The sequence below is a fragment of the Planotetraspora silvatica genome (assembly GCF_016863315.1).
GTDB lineage: Bacteria > Actinomycetota > Actinomycetes > Streptosporangiales > Streptosporangiaceae > Planotetraspora > Planotetraspora silvatica.
In genome coordinates this window covers 104,962-124,959 of record NZ_BOOQ01000032.1, presented here as the reverse complement: position 1 = coordinate 124,959, position 19,998 = coordinate 104,962, and the positions used below count along the sequence as shown (strand labels likewise).

Sequence of the window (19,998 nt, the reverse complement as noted above, 5' to 3'; positions counted from 1 at the left end):
ATGCTGCTCACCATCGATGTCAGCAACACCCATACGGTGCTTGGCCTGTTCGAGGGTGAAGAGGTCATCGAGCACTGGCGGATCGCCACCGACCCCCGCCGCACCGCCGACGAGATCGCCGTCGTGCTGCAGGGTTTGCTCGGCCAGTCGCCGATCCTCAAGGACGCGGACATCAGCGGCATCGCGATCTGCTCGACCGTCCCCTCGGTCCTGAACGAGATGCGCGAGATGTCCCGCCGCTACTACGGCGACGTGACGGCTGTCGTGGTCGAGCCGGGCGTCCGGACGGGCGTCCCCGTCCGGATGGACAACCCCAAGGAGGTCGGCAGCGACCGCATCGTCAACGCCCTCGCCGCCGCCACCCTGTACGGCGGGCCGTGCGTGATCGTGGACTTCGGCACGGCGACCTCGTTCGACGCCGTCTCCGCCCGCGGGGAGTACATCGGGGCGGTGACGGCTCCAGGCCTGGAGATCTCGGTGGACGCCCTGGCCACGGCTGGTGCGCAACTGCACAAGGTCGAGCTGATCCGCCCGCGCTCGGTGATCGCGAAGAACACGGTGGAGGCCCTCCAGTCGGGCATCGTCTACGGCTTCGCGGGGCTGGTCGACGGCATCGTCGAGCGCATGACGGCGGAGTTGTCCGACGACCCCGACGACGTCACCGTGGTGGCCACCGGCTCGGGCGCTCCCCTCGTGGTGAGCGAGGCCAGGACGATCGACGTCCACGAGCCCTGGCTCACCCTGATCGGCCTGCGCCTGGTCTACACGCGGAACACCGCCTGAAGCACTCCCCGGCGTGCGGGACCATAGAAGGCAGGATTCCCTGAGAGAGGACTGCCGTGATGGACGCCGACTGGGTGGCGCGTTTCGCCGATGAGGTCATCGCCGAGGCCGAACGGCGCGCGCCGGGCAAACCCATCGTCTGCGCGTCCGGCCTCAGCCCCTCGGGGCCGATCCACTTGGGCAACCTGCGTGAGGTCATGACCCCGCACCTGGTCGCCGACGAGATCAGGCGGCGTGGGCACGAATGCGTGCACATCCTGTCGTGGGACGACTTCGACAGGTTCCGCAAGGTGCCCGCCGGCATCGACCCCTCGTGGGGCGAGCACATCGGCAAGCCGCTGACCTCGGTGCCGGCCCCGCCCGGCAGCCCGTACCCGAACTGGGCCGAGCATTTCAAGGCGCCGATGGCCGCCGCCCTCGCCGAGATGGGCGTCGAGTTCCGCGGCATCAGCCAGACCGAGATGTACACCTCGGGGGCGTACCGGGAGCAGGTCCTGCTCGCCATGCGCGAGCGGCGGCGGATCGACGCCATCCTCGGCCAGTACCGCACCAAGGCGAAGGCCAAGGTCGCGGACGACGACGAGGCGGCCGCGCTCGAGGGTTCGGGGGCGGCGGGGGAGGACGACGGCTCCGGCGCGAGCGGCTACTACCCCTACAAGCCCTACTGCTCGGTCTGTGACCGTGACCTGACCACGGTGACGTCCTACGACGATGAGACGACGGCCCTGGCGTACACCTGCGCGTGCGGCCACGCCGAGACCGTGATGCTCGCCGAGCACACCCGGGGCAAGCTGGTGTGGAAGGTCGACTGGCCGATGCGCTGGGCCTACGAGGGCGTGGTGTTCGAGCCGTCCGGCGTCGACCACACCTCGCCCGGGTCGTCCTTCGTCGTCGGCGGTCAGATCGTCAGGGCGATCTTCGGCGCCGATCAGCCGATCGGCCCGATGTACGCCTTCGTCGGAATCAGCGGCATGGCCAAGATGAGCAGCTCCAAGGGAGGCGTGCCGACCCCGGCCGACGCCCTTTCGATCATGGAACCCGCTCTGCTGCGCTGGCTGTACGCGCGCCGCAGGCCCAACCAGTCGTTCAAGGTCTCCTTCGACCAGGAGATCCAGCGGATGTACGACGAGTGGGACACGTTGTCCAGGAAGATCGCGGACGGCTCCGCGCTCCCGGCCGACCAGGCGGCCCATCGCCGCGCGGCGACCACCGCGTCGGCGACCCTGGGCGAGACCCCTCGGCGGTTGCCGTACCGGACGCTCGCCTCGGTGGCCGACATCACCGGCGGCGACGGGGAGCAGACGTTGCGGATCCTCCGCGAGTTCGACCACGAGATCGCCGGGCTGGACGAACTGCGGCCGAGGCTCGACCGCGCCCAGCACTGGGTGGCGACCTACGTCCCCGCCGAGGAGCGCACCCAGGTCCGCGAGGAGCCAGACACCGCACTGCTCACCACCCTGGGTGACACCGAGCGGGAGTCGCTCAAGCTGCTGGCGGACGGTCTCGACGAGCACTGGTCGCTCGACGGCCTGACCGCCCTCGTGTACGGCGTGCCGAAGATCCTGGCCGGGCTCGACCTGAGCGCCAAGGCGGCGACGCCCGAGCTGAAGGCCGCTCAGCGGGCGTTCTTCGCGCTGCTCTACCGGCTGCTGGTGGGCCGGGAGACCGGGCCGCGGCTGCCCACGCTGCTGCTCACCGTGGGTCGTGATCGGGTGCGTAGCTTGATCGCTTCGTAGGGCCCGTACGCTGTGTGACCATGCATGACCTTCCTGAGCAGATGCGGGTGCGCCGGGACAAGCTGGACCGACTGCGCGCCCAGGGCATCGACCCCTACCCGGTGACCTTCCCACGGACCACGACCATCGCCGAGGTCCGGGAGAAATACGCCGATCTGGGGGCAGGAGCGGCGACGGGCGACCGGGTCGGCGTCACAGGCAGGGTCATGTTGTCGCGCGTCGGGGGGAAGCTCTGCTTCGCCACGATCCGGGACGGCTCAGGCGATCTCCAGGTCATGGTGTCGCTCGACCGGGTGGGTGAGGAGTCGCTCGCCGCCTGGAAGCGCGACGTCGATCTCGGAGATCACGTCGGTATCGAGGGCGAGGTCGTCACCTCCCGGCGCGGCGAGCTCTCCGTGATGGCGGAGAGCTGGCAGATCACCTCCAAGTGCCTGCGGCCGCTGCCGGAGAAGCATGCGGGCCTCAGTGACCCGGAGGCGCGCGTACGGCACCGCTACGTCGATCTGATCGTCAACGACGAGGCCAGGCGGATGGCGTACCTGCGCAGCGCCTCGGTCAGGGCGGTGCGCGACTTCTGGCACGAGGAGGGGTATCTCGAGGTCGAGACCCCGATGTTGCAGCCGATCCACGGGGGTGCGGCGGCCCGGCCGTTCACGACCCACATCAACGCCTACGACATGGAGCTCTACCTTCGCATCGCGATCGAGCTCTACCTCAAGCGGCTGGTCGTGGGCGGCATCGAGAAGGTCTTCGAGATCAACCGGAACTTCCGCAACGAGGGCGCGGACGCCACGCACAACCCCGAGTTCACCATGCTCGAGGCGTACGGGACCTATCTCGATTACAACGACATGGCCGACCTGACCCAGCGCATGTACCAGCGGGCGGTGGTGGCGGCACTCGGCACCTCCGTCGTGGTGCACGAGGGAAGACAGATCGATCTCGGCATGCGGGAATGGCCCCGCGTCACGCTGTACGACGCGGTCTCGGCGGCCCTCGGTGAGGTGGTCACTCCCGAGCTTCCACTCGATCAAGTCCGGAAATTTGCGGACAAGGCGGGGGTGCATTGGGAGCCCGCGTGGGGCCAGGGCAAGGTCGTTCAGGAGATCTTCGAGGCACTGGTCGAGCACACGCTGATCCAGCCGACGTTCGTCATGGACTACCCGCTGGAGACCTCCCCCCTCACCCGTCAGCACCGGGACAACCCGCTGCTGACCGAGAAGTGGGACCTCATCGGCTTCGGCACCGAGCTCGGCACGGCCTACTCCGAGCTGGTCGATCCGATCGAGCAGCGCCGCCGCCTGGTCGAACAGTCGCTCCTGGCCGCCGGCGGCGACCCGGAGGCGATGCGGCTCGACGAGGACTTCCTGGAGGCCCTGGAGTACGCCATGCCGCCCACCGGCGGCCTGGGCGTCGGTATCGACCGGATGATCATGGCCTTCACCGGCAAGAACATCCGTGAGACGATCCTGTTCCCGCTCGTCAGGCCGCACGGCTGAGCCCTCTCGGAGCCGGCTCGGCCGGGCATCCCCGGTACGCGCGAAAGTCGCGGAATCCGAGCGATTCGGGTGGACCCGATCGCTCGGAAGCGGGCTGTCGGATCTCAGGAGCTCCAGTCCGCGGGAAGTGTCCGTAAAGCCCGCAAGCATCCGGAATCTCACACTGCTGGGAACGGTGTTGCTGCCGTGGCGGCGCGCTCATCCGAGCGCCGTTCTGCACAAGGCCGTACCTTGACGACCTTGTCGGACGGCGTTTACCTTCCCTGAGGGTGGGCCGACCCAATCATCGTCGTGGGGGAGGGCGGGACGATGGGGCTTCCTGACGTCGTCACGAGAGGCGAGGATCTCGCAGTGGACCTCGCTATGGATGTCGAGCGCGCCGGTCTGAACGATGAGGATCTATTGCTCCTCGCGGAGCTCGCCAAAGGGGTCACCGCAGATCGCGTGGGCCGGAGCCTGGATGTGAGCGGCCGCACGGTCCGCCGGCGGCTACGCCACATCTGCGATCAGATCGGTGTGGCGACCGCCATCGAGGCGGTCGCCTGGGCAGCGCGGCGCAGACTCATCTAGCGCCGCCTCAACACAACATTTCGCCGCAGGCCCGGGCTCGGACCTGCGGCGTCATGATGGGGACCGCCTCACCAGGGGCTCAGTCCGCGATTCGTACGACTCCCGCGATCGGCCGCCCGGCCAGAGGCGCCACACGCACCACGTCGCCCGTGTGGGGAGCGTGGATCATGAAGCCGCCCCCGAGGTACATGCCGACGTGGTGCAGGTCCGAGTAGAAGAAGATGAGGTCACCGGGGCGCATGTCCTTGGTGGAGACGTGCGTGCCCGAGGTCCACTGGTTGCCGGTGTAGTGGGGAAGGCTGATCCCGACCGTGTGATAGGCCGCCATCATCAGGCCTGAGCAGTCGTAGGAACTCGGCCCCGCGGCTCCCCAGACGTACGGCTTCATCTGCTGTGTCAGCGCCCACCGGGCCGCCTGGGCGGCCTTGCCGTTGCCGACGACGGGGAAGGACACACGCTTGGCCGCGCCGCCGCTGACGCTGGCGCCGACCGTGCTGTAGAGCTTGCTCTCGGACTTCTTGACCAGCTTGGTGATCTTCTTGCGCTGGGAGTCGAGGCTGGAGAGCAGCTTCTTCACCTCGGCCGCACGCGCGGCGGCGCCGGCCTTCGCCCTCTCGGCCGCCTGCATCGCGTTGGCGACCTCGGTGACCTCCTGGCCCTGCTGCATCTCCAGGGCGTAGGTGGTGGAGGCCTGGTCGAGGTAGGTCTCGGGATCGACGCCGCCCATCAGGGCGAAGGGCGTGGATCCGAAGCCGCCGTTCATGTACGAGTTCTGCGCGAGGTAGGCGGCCTTCTGGCGGCGCTCGGCGAGCTCGGACTCGCTCTTGGCGAGGGTCTTCTTGGCGACATCGGCCGACCGCTGGGCGGCGCTGAGACGGACGCGCTCGCCGTTGTACTGCTCGGAGAGGGTCTCGATGTCGCTGTAGAGCTTCTCGACCTCGGCGGCGAGTTGCTTGGTGGTGGGCTTGGGCTCAGCGGTGGCGGCCACCATGGGAACGCCGACCGTGATCATGGTTATCGCAACGCCGACTAAGGCGAATCTCCGAATGGAGCCGGACAGGGCTCCGCCGGCCACAGGCTGCCGGCCTTGGGCATGTCTACCGGCTGCCCGTTCTCGACGCACGCGCAACAAGACTCCTCTCCAGTGTCGTGTCGTACGGACGGGGTCGCCGTGTGATGCGCAGATGGTCACACGGTTCCGTACGGCACTCCTTGCCGCCTACCGGGTTAGCTGACGGGTTCGGGCCGGAGTAGCCCTACCTTTCGGATTCACCCCTTGTTGATCTAGAACGTCCAGATCCGCACAGTTGGGTCCCCGGCTCCACGTCGCACGTGAGTGCTCGGAAGACTCGGCGGCCCGGTCGCCGTGTGGGGCCACGATGACCGGTAATGTCGCTGGACACTAGTGCATCCGGGGTTCTAGCTCAACCAGAACTCGAAATTCCGTTGAGGTTTCACAACCAAACGATCACGGCAAGGTCACGGTGAATAAGGGCCCGCACCCCTGTCTAGCTGCGGTTTAGCCCTTTTGGAGCGTTTTGCGGGAGGGTCGGCGCAGGTCCGACCCTGGACAAAACCTGAGAGGATGGGGGCAGAGTGACCAGTGGGATCGGTCGGGCCGGTCGGTACACCGCCCCTGACGTGAATTCGACGCCCCATTTTGGGTCTGACCGTTATTGGATTCCTCGCCTCAGCGGTGCCGTGGAACCGGTTCGCCGGCGGCGCCGACTACGCTGACGGACCATGGAGCAGGTCGCGGAGCAGACGTCTGCCGAGTCCAGGCCCCCGGCGGTCACCGTGCGCAGGGCCACGACGTCGGACGTACGCGTCGTCCGCCGCCTCGTCGACGAGTACTCCGGAGTGGGTCCCCGGCTCCTGGAGAAGAGCACGGTCACGCTCTATGAGGACGTGCAGGAGTTCTGGGTCGCCGAAGCGGGGGGAACGGTCGTCGGCTGCGGCGCTCTCCATGTTCTCTGGGAGGACCTGGCCGAGATCCGCACCGTCGCCGTCGATCCGGCCGCGCGGGGCAAGGGCGTCGGCCACCGCATCGTCGGGGCCCTCATCGAGACCGCGCGTGATCTCGGAGTGGGCCGGGTCTTCTGCCTGACCTTCGAGGTCGAATTCTTCGGCCGCCACGGCTTCGTCCCCATCCAGGGCACTCCGGTGGCGCCTGAGGTGTACGCGGAGTTGCTCGCGTCCTACGACGAGGGCGTCGCCGAATTCCTTGATCTCGAGCACGTGAAGCCCAACACGCTCGGCAATACCAGGATGTTGCTCCATCTCGACCGGTGATCTTGACCGGGCTGTTGACGTTGCGCAAAAGTGACTGTTGATATGCGTCTCGCTACGTTAGGCGATATCAGCATGCGAGCCTGACGATGTGCCGCACGCGCACTCGAAACGAGGTGACACGGTGAGCACTGGACAGCCGCCGTACCCGCAGGAAGATCCGGATGGTTCGCCTCCGGCCCGCGGACGCGACCGCCAGGACACCGAGCAGTCCCAGCAGGGCTACGACCCGGACGCCACGATCGTCGGCCAGCCGGGTCCGCAGCAGGGATACGGGTACGGCCAGCAGCCCGGCACTCCACAAGGCCAGCAGGGTTACGGCCAGCAGGGTTACGGTCAGCAGCAGTACGGTCAGCAGGGTTATGGGCAGCAGGGCTACGGTCAGCAGCAGTACGGCCAGCAGGCGCAGCAGGGGGCCAACCCTCAGCAGCCCGGCCATCCGTACGGGCAGCCGGCGCAGCCTCAGGATCAGACGGGGCAGGGCGGATACGGCCAGCAGCCTCCCAACCCCTACGGCCAACAACCTCCGAACCCCTACGCTCAGCAGCCGGCCCAGCCGTACGGCCAGGGGCAGCAGGGCTACAACCAGCAGGGTTATGGCCAGCAGGGCTACGGTCAGCAGGGTTATGGCCAGCCCGATTACGGCCAGACGCAGCAGTACGGTCAAGGTCAGCCCGGATACGGCCAGCAGCCTTACGGTCAGCAGCCCTACGGCCAGCAGGGGTACGGTCAGCCCGGGTACGGCCAGCCCGCCTATGGACAACCCGGCTACGGTCAGCCGGGGTACGGCCAGCAGTACGGCGCTCCCGCGGTGATTCCGCCGGGTGCGCCGGCGCCGCTCGCCGAGTGGTGGCAGCGACTGGTCGCGAGGATCATCGACGGGGTCATCATCGGCATCCCGTTCCTCATCATCACGGCGATCATCACCGCCGTAGTGGTCACGAGCGCCGGTTTCGACGACGTAACAGGAGTCCGGACGCTGGAGAGCGGCGCGTTCCTCGCCGCCGTGCTCATCGCCTTGGTCAGTGGCGCGGCGATGATCGCTTATGAATTCCTCATGCTCCGGCAGCGGGGGCAGACGGTCGGAAAGATCGCCATGGGCATCAAGGTGGTCCCGGTCGGCGGAACGCTCGGCCCGGAAGGCCTTCCACAGGATGTCGCCGCCAAGCGGGCCGGTGTTCTCTTTGGCCCGCAACTGCTCCGATGGATTCCCTTCGTGGGCTGGCTCGCCGGCATCTTCGCCTTGGTGAATGTGCTCTGGCTCCTTTGGGACAAGCCGCTCAGCCAGGCGTTGCATGACAAGGTCGCCAACACGATCGTGGTCAAGGTCAAGTAGTGCTACGAAACGGGGTCGATGGAACGGACCATCGGCCCCGTTTTCGTATGTTCGATACAAGTAGTGCGCAGTGCGGAGGTACGCACTAAAAGCCGTAACGGCCGGGGTTTCTCGTGCGATGCTTGACCGACGCATGTCCCCACGCCGTCACGAGAGGTGACCAATGACTGCGGAACCGCCCCCCGGCCAGAATCCATATGAGTCCTCGCCGCCCCCACCGCCCGGTGGATATCCGCCTCCTGGTTACGGCCCTTATGGGGGCGCGCCGCAAGGTGCACCTATCCCTCCGGGCGCCCCGGCGCCGCTCGCCGAATGGTGGGAGCGCTGGGTTGCGCGACTCATCGACACCATCATCTTCGCCGTCGTGTTCTTCATTCTCAGCGGCATCCTTGGCTTGATCGGCGGGTTGATCGCCTACCTCGGTTATGCGGCCTACGACTACATGCTGCACTCCAAGGACGGTCAGACGGTCGGCAAGAAGGCCATGAAGATCCAACTCGTCGGCGTGGGAGGAGCGCCACTGGATTCGTCCGCGCTCATGAAGCGTTCGGCCATCTATCCGGGCGTCATGGTGCTCAGTCCGTTGGCCTTCGTCCTGTCGGGAATCGTCGGACTCTTCGTTCTCGTGCTGGGCATCCTGATCATCGTGGACAGCCCTCTTCACCAGGGGATTCACGACAAGATCGCCGGCACGCTCGTGGTGAAGGCGCCGCACTGACACAGCGCTGAAATCACTGTGAGATCGTGTCGGCACGGCGCGATCTATGCCTCTGAACTCAGGGCGAAAGGTGGGGCGGCCCGCTTCGGCGGACCGCCCCACTTGGCATTCCTGGGTATGATTTCTCCACATCCGGTAAGGCGGCTGGAGAGACACGGATTACCTTCTGGTCCACAGGTGCCCCCGGAAGGAGGAGCAGGTCCTGGCGGCGCTATCGTCGAGAGGACGCCCTCCGGAGCTGAACGCCACGGTGGCCGGACGTCATCCCGAAATTCACGCGGGTGCCGTGAAAGACACCCCCGGCGCAAGCGAGTCAGAATGACAGATGTATTGTCCGCCTTGATACCTTCCGTGGTCGCTGCGGGAGCGGTCGTGTACGGCATCGTAAAGTTGGTACGTTCCGATGCCGCCGGCCTGCGCTCGACACCGGAGTCGCGGGAGAACTCAGCAAGCTCACAGGTTCCTGAGAATCCACAAACTTGAATTGTCAGCCGCGGGAAACCGGGTATATGTTTGGCTGACGAATCAAATCTATGCTCCGCGAAAGGATTGCCGGATGGCCAAGCACACACAGGTGATTCTCATCGACGATCTCGATGGCGGCGAGGCCAATGAGACGGTCGCGTTCGCGATTGACGGCGCCGCTTATGAGATTGACCTGAGCGACGGCAACGCCAAGCGGCTTCGTGAGGCTCTGTCACCTTTCGTCGGCGGTGCACGGCGAGCCGAATCAGGTTCGACCCGAGGTCGCCGTCGTGGTGTGGGCGGTAGTGCACAGCGGGCGATGAGCCGTGAGAAGAGTGCGGAGATCCGCGCTTGGGCGAAGTCGCACGGCCACCCCGTGAGTGAGCGGGGCCGTATTGCCGCGTCGATCGTCGAAGCCTACGACGCAGCGCACTAACTGCGCCCTTGATCGCGCGGTTATGCCAGTCGTCGGATGTTCTGACGATCGGCATAACCGCGCGATTCTGTTTCCACTCTCCTAAAACCTCGTTCGCTTGCGGCGTATCCGGAACATCTCGCGCCCATCAGGGGGTTGGATAGAGGGTGAACGCCTCGCGCTCGGGGAACCCTTCTGCTATGGGAGCGGTCGCTGGGTCGGGGCTACCATGCGGAACGACGGGCCGGATCTCCCTGGCTCGCCTGACCGCTCTGTGAGGAGCGACGAGATGTTCGAAAGGTTCACCGACCGTGCGCGGCGGGTTGTCGTCCTGGCTCAGGAAGAAGCCCGGATGCTCAACCACAACTACATCGGTACTGAGCACATTCTTCTTGGCTTGATCCATGAGGGTGAGGGCGTTGCCGCCAAGGCTCTGGAGAGCCTGGGCATCAGCCTTGAGGGTGTGCGCCAGCAGGTCGAGGAGATCATCGGCCAGGGCCAGTCGGCGCCGTCGGGGCACATTCCCTTCACCCCGCGCGCCAAGAAGGTCCTTGAGCTGTCGCTCCGCGAGGCCTTGCAGCTCGGCCACAACTACATCGGCACCGAGCACATCCTGCTCGGTCTCATCCGTGAGGGTGAGGGTGTGGCGGCCCAGGTGCTGGTGAAGCTGGGGGCTGATCTCAACAGAGTGCGGCAGCAGGTCATCCAGTTGCTCCATGGTTACCAGAAGGAGCCTGCGGCGGCCGGTGGGCCGCAGGAGGCGGCTCCTTCGACCTCGCTTGTGCTGGACCAGTTTGGCCGCAACCTGACTCAGGCCGCCCGCGAGGGCAAGCTCGACCCGGTCATCGGCCGGGAGAAGGAGATCGAGCGGGTCATGCAGGTCCTCTCCCGGAGGACCAAGAACAACCCGGTGCTGGTGGGAGAGCCCGGCGTCGGCAAGACCGCCGTCGTCGAGGGCCTGTCGCAGAAGATCGTCAAGGGCGAGGTGCCCGAGACGCTCAAGGACAAGCAGCTCTACACCCTCGACCTGGGCGCCCTGGTGGCCGGCTCCCGCTACCGCGGTGACTTCGAGGAGCGCCTCAAGAAGGTGCTGAAGGAGATCCGCACCCGCGGCGACATCATCCTGTTCATCGACGAGCTGCACACGCTGGTCGGAGCGGGCGCCGCCGAAGGCGCGATCGACGCCGCGAGCATCCTCAAGCCGATGCTGGCCCGCGGCGAGCTCCAGACCATCGGCGCGACCACGCTGGACGAGTACCGCAAGCACTTGGAGAAGGACGCCGCGCTCGAGCGCCGCTTCCAGCCGATCCAGGTGGCCGAGCCGAGCCTCAGCCACACGATCGAGATCCTCAAGGGCCTGCGCGACCGTTACGAGGCGCACCACCGGGTCTCCATCACCGACGGCGCCCTCGTGGCCGCCGCTCAGCTGGCCGACCGCTACATCAGCGACCGGTTCCTGCCGGACAAGGCGATCGACCTCATCGACGAGGCCGGCTCCCGGATGCGCATCCGCCGGATGACCGCTCCGCCGGACCTGCGCGAATACGACGAGAAGATCGCCAACGTGCGGCGGGAGAAGGAGTCCGCGATAGACGCGCAGGACTTCGAGAAGGCCGCGGCCCTGCGTGATCAGGAGAAGCAGCTCCAGCTCAAGCGCGAGCGCCGCGAGAAGGAGTGGAAGGCCGGCGACATGGACGTGGTCGCCGAGGTCACCGAGGAGCTCATCGCCGAGGTCCTCGCGACGGCCACCGGCATCCCGGTCTTCAAGCTGACCGAGGAGGAGTCGCAGCGGCTGCTCCGCATGGAGGACGAGCTCCACAAGCGGATCATCGGCCAGGACGACGCGATCAAGGGTCTGTCCCGGTCCATCCGCCGGACGCGTGCCGGCCTGAAGGACCCGAGAAGGCCTGGAGGGTCGTTCATCTTCGCCGGTCCCTCCGGTGTCGGCAAGACCGAGCTGTCCAAGGCGCTCGCCGAGTTCCTCTTCGGGGACGAGGACGCGCTGATCATGCTGGACATGTCGGAGTTCATGGAGAAGCACACGGTCTCGCGGCTGTTCGGCTCCCCGCCCGGCTACGTCGGGTACGAGGAGGGCGGCCAGCTGACCGAGAAGGTGCGGCGCAAGCCGTTCTCGGTGGTCCTCTTCGACGAGATCGAGAAGGCCCACCCGGACATCTTCAACTCGCTGCTCCAGATCCTGGAGGACGGTCGCCTGACCGACGCCCAGGGTCGCGTGGTCGACTTCAAGAACACCGTCATCATCATGACGACCAACCTCGGCACCCGGGACATCTCCAAGGGCATCGGGGTGGGCTTCGCGAAGAACAACGACGCGGAGAGCAACTACGACCGGATGAAGTCGAAGGTCCAGGAGGAGCTCAAGCAGCACTTCCGGCCCGAGTTCCTCAACCGTGTCGACGACATCGTGGTCTTCCACCAGCTCACGCCGAAGGAGATCATCCAGATCGTGGACCTGATGCTCGCCCAGGTGGACGAGCGTCTGAAGGACCGCGACATGTCGCTGGCGCTGACCCCGGCCGCGAAGCAGTTGCTCGCCGACCGCGGGTACGACCCGGTGATGGGTGCCCGTCCGCTTCGCCGGACGATCCAGCGCGAGTTGGAGGACAGCCTGTCCGAGAAGATCCTGTATGGCGACCTGCGTCCGGGTCAGATCGTCAGGATCGACATCGAGGGCGAAGGCGACGCGGCGACGTTCACCTTCGTCGGCGAGTCCAAGGCTCCGGTGGTTCCCGACTCGGCGGCGTCCATCGCCGAGCCGATCCAGAACTGACCGGACGGCACTGACCGAGCAGCACCGACGAGGGGCGTCCCCAATGGGGGCGCCCCTCGGCGTATGTGCGAGGTCGTTCTGACCGCCTGAGGAGCGCTCCGATCCTGTCGCGCCGGAGCCGCGGTCCTGGTCGCGGACACGGGCCTCACGTCGGATCTGTGTTTTGCGTTAGATCGGGTATCCCGCCACCGAACGTAGTACTACACTCTGTAGAGTCTGGCCTGGTTCCATGCGGATCATGACGTTGGCGAACGTGGCGAGACCGCTCTCGAAGTCATCCCGGCGGCGTACATGCGAATCCGCTGCGGGACGGACGCGGGAACCCGGGCATCCGCGGGAGGCTCGGTCGAGGCCGGGAAGATCCCGGTGCCGGTAGGACCTCGGCCCCATGCGATCGGGACAGATCGTGTGGACCATGGTCGGAGAGTGCACAACGTCTGGGAGGCACCTGATGCGCCTGTTGCACGACGACGGGACGCTCGTTCACCTGGCCTACAACGCTGGGGTACATCCGGCCGAGGACCTGGAGAACCTGATCGCCCACCTCACCCGCTACGCGGTGCCGGTGCGGCGGAAGCTGGGCGTCGAGCGGCTCGGAATCGGCCTGTGGCTGGCGCCCGCCGTCGCCGACCACCTCATCGCCGACCGCATCGAGCTGGTACGGCTGCGCCGTTCACTGGAGGAACGCGGGCTGGAGGTCGTCAGCCTCAACGGGTCCGGCGGTCACAACCAGGACGTTCTCGGGCCGGACTGGGCGAAGCCCGAGCGGTACCGGTACACGATGGCGCTGGCGAAGATCCTCGCCTTCCTGCTCCCTGAGGATGTGCGGTTCGGCAGCATCTCGACGATCCCGATCGGCTGGCGCCGCGACTGGCCGGCCGACCTGCACTCGATCGCATCCCGCCGCCTCGAACGGCTCTCGCGGGAGCTGCGCGGCCTCTACAGCGTGACGGGCAAGACCATCCGTGTCGGGTTCGAGCCCTGGCCGGGCTGCGTCCTGGAGACGACGGAGCAGGCGCTCGCGAGGGTCTGCGACATCGACTCCGAGCACCTCGGCGTCTGCCTGGACGCCTGCCATCTGTCCTGCGGCACGGAGGAGCGCGGTGCCGCCCTCCGGGGGCTCGCTCTCGCGGGCGCGCCCGTGGTGAAGCTGGGGCACGTGCACAACCACAGCCAGGAGATCCCGAGCACGCAACCGGTGCTCCAGGACACGCTCAACGCGATCCTGTCCGGTGCGGTCAACGGCTCGGCTCATGTCGAGGTCGAGGCGCACGAGTGGACGGCTCCCAAGTCGAAGGGCCCGGCGGCTCTGGTGGCCAGGCTCGCCGCCGAGCTCGACTGGACCCGCCGCAACCTGACCGACCTCGGCCTCAAACTGGCCGCCTGACCCGTCCCTGCATGATCACGCACCTGGTTTCCGCAGGTGGGGTCAGGACCCGCCGAACCTGTGCATGATCACGGTCGAGGTTTGCGCAGGTGGGGTGGGGTTCCGGCGAACCTGTGCATGATCACGCGGGGAGGCGGTAGGTGCCGTCTTCCAGGATCTCGGCGAGTCCGTCGTCCAGCAGGCCGTCGAGCGCCCGCTCCCGCTGGACGTGGTCGTCCCACACCACGTCCAGTGCCTCCTTCGGCACCGGGCCGTACGCCTCGCGCAGGACGGCGAGCAGCCGGCCCCTGCACTGGCGGTCGGTGCCCGCGTAGGTCTGCCCCACCCGTGCCGGTCCGGCGTGGGCCGGGCGGCCCGCCAGCCTCCAGGCGCACCGCGACGCCACGGGGCAGTCGTCGCACCTGGGGGCGCGAGCCGTACAGACCAGGGCGCCCAGCTCCATCACGGCGACCGCCCAGCGCGGAGCGCCGACGGGCGGCAACAACGACTCGGCCAGCCGGCGCTCTGCGGCCGTGGTGGCCTTCGGCGGATATTCCTCCCCCTGTACGGCTCTCGCGAGAACCCGCCGGACGTTGGTGTCCAGGACGGCGTGGGTGCCTCCGTAGGCGAAGCTGGCCACTGCGGCCGCCGTGTAGTCGCCGATGCCCGGCAGGGCGCGCAGCTCGTCGTAGGTGGACGGCACCCGGCCGCCGTGGTCCACGGTGATGGCCTTCGCGCACGCGTGCAGGTTGAGTGCCCGCCGGGGATAGCCGAGGCGGCCCCAGTGCCGTACGGCCTCGCCTGGCGGCTCCTGGGCGAGGGACTCCGGGGTGGGCCAGCGCTGCATCCAGTCGGCCCAGATCGGCAGCACCCGGACGACGGGGGTCTGCTGGAGCATGATCTCGCTGACGAGGATCCCCCAGGGGGTCGCGTCGGGTCGCCGCCACGGCAGGTCGCGGTTGTGTTCGGCGTACCAGTCCAGGATCGGTTCACGTAGTGAGGCGGCCACCGTCCGACCTTATCGCCGGTCATTCCGGAGCAGGTCCGGACGGAAGCCACGCGTGCACCGGCTCCGTCCGGCACCGGCGCGGCGAGCCGTTTCCCCTGGCGGCCCATGACTCACCATACTGTCCGTATGGATCCGGACACGTTCCGTGGTGATGTCGGTGTCGAGGGCGGGGACGTCTACTGGCGCCGCCGGGTGTCGGTGCTCACCGGCATGCTCGTCGTCGTGGCAGTCGTGGCCTGGGCGTGTTCGAGCGCGTCCGGTAAGCCGGAGAGCCCGACCGGGGTCAAGGCCACACCGGGGGCCGGCGACACGATGGTCGTCTCGCTTCCCTCGCCGCTCGGTTCGAAGTCTCCCGGCCCTTCGAGCGCGGCTCTGGCGCCGGGTGGCCGGCTGCCCTCCGCGTCGGCCGTGCCGTCCTCGCACGCCTCGACGAGCTCGAGGCCCAAGCGGCCGGGTGACCCGTGTGACGCCAGGGATCTCGTGGTCGCCCTCCAGACCGGCCAGGACGTCTACAACAGAGGCGTGACGCCGAGTTTCATGCTGACGATCGTGAGCACCAGCCGTGTCTCGTGCACGGTCGACGTCGGGCCGCGGGCGCTGGAGATGCGCGTCACGTCGGGTTCGGACCGGGTCTGGTCGACGGCCGACTGTGTCAGCGGCCCGGGCGTCGACACGCAGACGCTGCGGCGAGGCGTTCCCTACGTCCGGACGGTCCAGTGGGATCGCCGGCTCTCGGGGAGCGACTGTGCGAGCCGGCGTTCGTCCGCTGCGCCGGGCACCTACGTCGCGTCGGCTCTCGCGGGTCCCCTCCGCAGCCCGAAGGTGGTCTTCCATCTCCGCTGAGTGACTCCGCTGAGCGACTTCTAGAGGTAACGCTCCAGGATCGACGACTCGGCGAGGCGGGAGAGCCCTTCACGGACGCTGCGGGCCCGTGTCTCGCCGACCCCTCCGACCGCCTGGAGATCGGTCGTGCTCGCCGCCAGCAGCTTCTGCAGGCCGCCGAAGTGGCCGACGAGCCGGTCCACGATCGTGTCGGAGAGGCGGGGGACCTTGGCCAGCAGCCGGAAGCCGTGCGGGCTGACCGCGGTCTCCAGGCCGTCGGCGCCGGAGTGGCCCAGAACGTGGGCGACCCTCGACAGATCGAGCAGGTCGGTGGAGGACAGGTCGTCGAGCTCCCGCATCGCCTCGGCGAAACGCAGGGGCCCGCCGTCGAGTGAGGACGGCAGGTAGTCGCGCACGATCAGCTCGCGATCGGAGTCGACCCCGGCGACCAGTTCGTCGAGCTGGAGGGTGAGCAGCCGGCCGTCGGTGCCGAGCTCGACCACGTAGCCCTCGATCTCCCCGGCGATCCTGCGGACCATCTCGAGCCGCTGCAACACCGCCGTCACGTCGCGGACGGTGACCAGGTCCTCGATCTCCAGAGCCGAGAGCGTGCCGGCGACCTCGTCGAGCCGCAGCTTGTAGCGCTCCAGCGTGGCGAGCGCCTGGTTGGCCTTGGAGAGGATGGCCGCCGACTCCTCCAGGACATAGCGCGTGCCGTCGAGGTAGAGCGCGATGATCCGCATCGACTTGCTGATGGCGATCACGGGAAGCGACGTTTGCCTGGCCACGCGTTGAGCGGTCCTGTGCCGGGTGCCCGACTCGTCCGTCGGGATGCCGGGATCGGGCACGAGATGGACGGCGGCGCGGACGATGCGCAGGTCGGCGCTGTCCAGCACGATCGCGCCGTCCATCTTCGCGAGCTCGCGCAGCCGGGTCGCGGCGAACTCGACGTCGAGCTCGAATCCGCCGGTGCAGATCTCCTTGACGGTGTCGCTGTAGCCGAGGACGATCAGGCCGCCGGTGTGGCCGCGGAGGATGCGCTCCAGCCCGTCACGCAGGGCGGTGCCCGGAGCGACCGCGGCGAGCACGGTCCTCCTCCGGTCGTCCAATCCCTTGTCGTGTTGCACGTGACCCCCGTGCTCGGCGGCTCCATCGGCCCGGTGACGCCCCTGAGAGCTCATGACACCGCCCAGTTTACCGGCGTAACGGCGTCTTCACCGGACGTGTGCGAGTGCATCCCACACGTTCTCGACTTCTGTGACGTCGAAGCCGGGCGCGAAGCTCGTCGTGCGGGACGCGGGTTCGCGGACCGCGACCAGACCGCCCCGCGACTTCGGGCTCTCCAGCCGGGGGGTGTCGTTCTCGAGTGAACCCGCGGGCACCAACGCCCGGGTGAACCCCAGCCGCGAGGCCTCGGCCAGCCGTCGCCGCACGTCCCTGACCGCGCGCAGTTCGCCGGCCAGGCCGACCTCACCAAGGACGATCATGCCGGAGGGCAGGGCCTTGTCCCCGGCCGCGCTGACGACCGACAACATCAGGGCCAGGTCGACGGCCGGGTCGGTCAGCCGGATCCCCCCGACCGTCGCGGTGAACACGTCACACTTGCCGATCTTGGCGTTGAGCCGTCGTTCCATGACGGCGAGCACCATCGCGACCCGGTAGGAGTCGAGCCCCGAGGAGGTGCGCCGCGGCTGCGGCGCCTCTGTCGGCCCGACCAGGGCCTGCAGTTCGGCGGGGATCGGCCGGGTGCCCTCGATGGTGACCGTGACGCACGTGCCGGGCACCGGCTCCGGGTGTCGCGAGACGAACAGCCCGCTCGGGTCGGAGATGCCGGTGATCCCGCGCTCGTGCAGGTCGAAGCAGCCGACCTCCTCGATCGGGCCGAACCGGTTCTTGGCCGCGCGGACCATGCGCAGCCGCGAGTTGCGGTCGCCTTCGAACTGCAGGACCACGTCGACCAGGTGCTCCAGCACGCGGGGGCCCGCGATCGTGCCGTCCTTGGTCACGTGACCGACGAGCACGGTCGACATGCCGCGCTCCTTGGCCAGCCGTACGAGGTTGCCGGCGACCTCGCGGACCTGGGTGACGCCGCCGGGCACTCCCGTGGCGTCGGCCGAGCCGATCGTCTGAACCGAGTCGACGATCAGCAGCCGGGGCTGGACCTTCTCGACATGGGCGACGAGGGCGGCCAGGTCCGTCTCCGCCGCCAGGTAGAGCCCGTCCTCGATCGCGCCGATCCGGTCGGCCCGCATCCGCACCTGGGAGGCCGACTCCTCGCCCGTCACATAGAGCACGGTGTCGTGCCGGGCCGTACGGGCGGCGGCCTCGAGCAGCAGCGTCGACTTGCCGATGCCGGGCTCACCGGCGAGCAGGACGACCGCGCCCGGCACCAGCCCGCCCCCGAGGACGCGGTCGAGCTCGCCGACCCCCGTCGGCCTGGCGTGCGCCGTCTCGGCCTTGACCTGGCCGATGGGGACCGCGGGAGCGGAGACCGCTCCCGGCTTGACGACGTGGACGCCCTGCCGGGCGCCCGCCTCCTCGACCGTGCCCCACGCCTGGCACTCGCCGCACCGGCCCACCCACTTGGCGGTGGTCCACCCGCACTCGCCGCACCGGTATGCCGGCCTCGCTGCCTTGCTCACGTGCCGGAGGCTATCGGTCGCCGCCGACAATCGCGTCAGATGTGAGGCTCGAGGTCGGCGAGGAGCAGGCGCTTGGGCTTGGCTCCCCTGATCTGCTGGACCACCTCGCCGTCCCGGTACAGGTTGAGCGTGGGCAGGCCGAGGATGCCGTACTTCGCCGCGATCTCGGGGTTCTCGTCGAAATTGATCGACGCGACGGTCACCCGGTCGCCGTACTCCTCGGCGATCTCCTCCAGCACCGGCGCGACCATCCGGCACGACGGGCACCATTCGGCCCAGAAGTCCACGAGCACGGGCTTGCCGCTCCGCAGCACCTGCTCCTCGAAGTTCTCCGCCGTCAGCGTGATCATGCTTCTCCTCGTTTGATCAGGCAGCCCGGGCACGCCTCGGCGAACTGGGCGGCCACCTCGGATCTGCGGGCCAGCAGAGAGCGGATCTCGGCGTCGATGTCGGCCAGCTTGCGCCGGTAGACGGCGACGGACTCCGGGCAGGAGCCCCCCGACTCGTGCCCCGACTTCAGGCACTCGACGAAGGGACGGGCGTCCTCCAGGGTGAAGCCCACGGCGATCAGCGAACGGATCTCCGCGACGAGCCGCACGTCGGCCTCGTCGTACTCGCGGTAACCGTTCGCGGAGCGCCGGGCCCTGATCAGCCCGTTCTGCTCGTAGTAGCGCAGCGCCCGGGGGCTGACCCCCGACCGCCGAGCCAGTTCTCCGATCCGCATCGGCCCTCCTTCGGCTCGACCGTAAGCGTTGACGCCGGTGTCAGGGTCAAGCCTCGGGAGGCGGCGGATATGCCTCAGAAGTGCCGCCATCTGAGAACGTTGGGATAGAAGATCTTCAGGCCGGGGGTCTCCTCGACGGCCCTGGCCGCCACCGCGGGCGCGAACTCGATGGCCAGCACGGCCTCGAGGTCGGCCCGGGACGAGAACTCCATCGTCAGGTCGAGCTCCCTGCGCCGCCATCCCTGGCGGGACCAGAACTCCTCGACGGCCTCGGGGGAGTACGAGGGGACCGTCTGCCGGAACCACCGGCCGAAGTCGCCGCGAGAGCCGTCCAGGTCGATCACGAAGGCCGCGCCGCCCCGGCGGACCACCCGGGTCAGCTCGCGCAGGCCGGGCTCACAGCCGGGACCGAAGAAGTAGGCCCACCGGGCGACCGCCACGTCGACCGACGCGGGGGGAAGGGGCAACTCCTGGGCGGTGGCCGTACGGACGGTGACGTTGGGCAGGGTGGCGCACCGGGCGGCGGCGCGCGCCGCGAGGCCCGCGTGGGGCTCGATCCCCACGACACGCGAGGCCGTGGCGGCGTAGGAGGGCAGATGGAAGCCCGATCCGCACCCGATGTCGAGGACGGTGGCGGCGTCCCAGGGCCGGATCTCCCGCATGGCGGCGTCGGCGAGTCTGCCGGGGTCCACCGCCTGGTTCTCCACCTCGTAGATCTGTGGGGAATTCCAGATGTTCGGGCTGGGTACGGCCCCGTTCACGATCCGTGCCATGGGTTCACGATAGTTCGTGATCTTGCATGCCATCATTGTGGCGAAGCGGCACACGGTGCT

Annotated in this window: 18 protein-coding genes and 1 riboswitch; of the genes, 11 read left to right on the top strand and 7 right to left on the bottom strand. The window is 68.1% G+C overall.

The window, feature by feature from the left end:
• The 4 genes from Psi02_RS25000 to Psi02_RS24985 all read left to right on the top strand — a co-directional run bounded on the left by Psi02_RS25000 (position 1) and on the right by Psi02_RS24985 (position 4,588).
• Positions 1–783, top strand: coding sequence for a type III pantothenate kinase (locus Psi02_RS25000; protein ID WP_203955141.1), 783 nt, complete (start codon positions 1–3; stop codon positions 781–783).
• A 59-nt stretch (positions 784–842) separates the two neighbouring features.
• Positions 843–2,519: a lysine--tRNA ligase gene (gene lysS / locus Psi02_RS24995; RefSeq protein ID WP_239095128.1), complete on the top strand. Its 1,677-nt coding sequence runs from the start codon at positions 843–845 to the stop codon at positions 2,517–2,519.
• 20 nt (positions 2,520–2,539) lie between these two features.
• The gene (lysX, locus tag Psi02_RS24990) at positions 2,540–4,018 is read left to right on the top strand and encodes a bifunctional lysylphosphatidylglycerol synthetase/lysine--tRNA ligase LysX (protein WP_203978078.1); all 1,479 of its coding nucleotides are present in this window, start codon (positions 2,540–2,542) and stop codon (positions 4,016–4,018) included.
• Positions 4,019–4,381: 363 nt separating this feature from the next.
• The gene (locus Psi02_RS24985; protein ID WP_203955283.1) at positions 4,382–4,588 is read left to right on the top strand and encodes a helix-turn-helix domain-containing protein; all 207 of its coding nucleotides are present in this window, start codon (positions 4,382–4,384) and stop codon (positions 4,586–4,588) included.
• A gap of 79 nt (positions 4,589–4,667) precedes the next feature.
• Here the strand turns inward: Psi02_RS24985 and Psi02_RS24980 are convergent, their stop codons facing one another.
• On the bottom strand, positions 4,668–5,600 hold the full coding sequence (locus Psi02_RS24980) for a C40 family peptidase (RefSeq protein ID WP_203978077.1): 933 nt from the start codon (positions 5,598–5,600) through the stop codon (positions 4,668–4,670).
• Positions 5,601–5,789: 189 nt separating this feature from the next.
• A riboswitch (cyclic di-AMP (ydaO/yuaA leader) is annotated at positions 5,790–5,953 on the bottom strand.
• A gap of 378 nt (positions 5,954–6,331) precedes the next feature.
• On the opposite strand from Psi02_RS24980, the gene Psi02_RS24975 reads away from it, so the two are divergent.
• From Psi02_RS24975 to Psi02_RS24950, 6 genes are all read left to right on the top strand, one after another.
• The gene (locus tag Psi02_RS24975; protein ID WP_203978076.1) at positions 6,332–6,880 is read left to right on the top strand and encodes an amino-acid N-acetyltransferase; all 549 of its coding nucleotides are present in this window, start codon (positions 6,332–6,334) and stop codon (positions 6,878–6,880) included.
• 121 nt (positions 6,881–7,001) lie between these two features.
• Positions 7,002–8,213 carry an RDD family protein gene (locus Psi02_RS24970; RefSeq protein ID WP_203978075.1) on the top strand — a complete coding sequence of 404 codons (1,212 nt, stop codon included), beginning with the start codon at positions 7,002–7,004 and terminating at the stop codon, positions 8,211–8,213.
• 163 nt (positions 8,214–8,376) lie between these two features.
• Positions 8,377–8,931, top strand: coding sequence for an RDD family protein (locus tag Psi02_RS24965; RefSeq protein WP_203978074.1), 555 nt, complete (start codon positions 8,377–8,379; stop codon positions 8,929–8,931).
• A 556-nt stretch (positions 8,932–9,487) separates the two neighbouring features.
• Complete coding sequence (locus tag Psi02_RS24960) at positions 9,488–9,832, top strand: histone-like nucleoid-structuring protein Lsr2 (RefSeq protein WP_203955147.1); 345 nt, start codon at positions 9,488–9,490, stop codon at positions 9,830–9,832.
• Between the two features lie 268 nt (positions 9,833–10,100).
• Positions 10,101–12,602 (top strand): ATP-dependent Clp protease ATP-binding subunit, encoded by a 2,502-nt coding sequence (locus Psi02_RS24955; protein ID WP_203978073.1) that lies wholly within the window; start codon positions 10,101–10,103, stop codon positions 12,600–12,602.
• A gap of 451 nt (positions 12,603–13,053) precedes the next feature.
• A complete protein-coding gene (locus tag Psi02_RS24950) occupies positions 13,054–13,989 on the top strand; it encodes a TIM barrel protein (RefSeq protein WP_203978072.1) in 936 nt (311 codons plus the stop codon).
• A gap of 121 nt (positions 13,990–14,110) precedes the next feature.
• Here Psi02_RS24950 and Psi02_RS24945 read toward each other — a convergent pair whose 3' ends face one another.
• Complete coding sequence (locus tag Psi02_RS24945) at positions 14,111–14,977, bottom strand: iron-sulfur binding domain-containing protein (protein WP_275415252.1); 867 nt, start codon at positions 14,975–14,977, stop codon at positions 14,111–14,113.
• Positions 14,978–15,103: 126 nt separating this feature from the next.
• On the opposite strand from Psi02_RS24945, the gene Psi02_RS24940 reads away from it, so the two are divergent.
• Positions 15,104–15,820, top strand: coding sequence for a hypothetical protein (locus tag Psi02_RS24940; RefSeq protein ID WP_203978071.1), 717 nt, complete (start codon positions 15,104–15,106; stop codon positions 15,818–15,820).
• Positions 15,821–15,840: 20 nt separating this feature from the next.
• On the opposite strand, the gene disA is transcribed toward Psi02_RS24940, so the two are convergent.
• The 5 genes from disA to Psi02_RS24915 all read right to left on the bottom strand — a co-directional run bounded on the left by disA (position 15,841) and on the right by Psi02_RS24915 (position 19,938).
• Positions 15,841–16,980 carry a DNA integrity scanning diadenylate cyclase DisA gene (disA, locus tag Psi02_RS24935; RefSeq protein ID WP_203978070.1) on the bottom strand — a complete coding sequence of 380 codons (1,140 nt, stop codon included), beginning with the start codon at positions 16,978–16,980 and terminating at the stop codon, positions 15,841–15,843.
• Between the two features lie 33 nt (positions 16,981–17,013).
• Positions 17,014–18,441 (bottom strand): DNA repair protein RadA, encoded by a 1,428-nt coding sequence (radA, locus tag Psi02_RS24930; RefSeq protein WP_203978069.1) that lies wholly within the window; start codon positions 18,439–18,441, stop codon positions 17,014–17,016.
• A gap of 35 nt (positions 18,442–18,476) precedes the next feature.
• On the bottom strand, positions 18,477–18,791 hold the full coding sequence (gene trxA / locus Psi02_RS24925) for a thioredoxin (RefSeq protein WP_203978068.1): 315 nt from the start codon (positions 18,789–18,791) through the stop codon (positions 18,477–18,479).
• Complete coding sequence (locus Psi02_RS24920) at positions 18,788–19,165, bottom strand: MerR family transcriptional regulator (RefSeq protein ID WP_203978067.1); 378 nt, start codon at positions 19,163–19,165, stop codon at positions 18,788–18,790. Before Psi02_RS24920 ends, trxA begins: the two co-directional genes overlap by 4 nt.
• A gap of 74 nt (positions 19,166–19,239) precedes the next feature.
• Positions 19,240–19,938 (bottom strand): class I SAM-dependent methyltransferase, encoded by a 699-nt coding sequence (locus Psi02_RS24915; RefSeq protein WP_203978066.1) that lies wholly within the window; start codon positions 19,936–19,938, stop codon positions 19,240–19,242.
• Positions 19,939–19,998 lie beyond the last annotated feature (60 nt).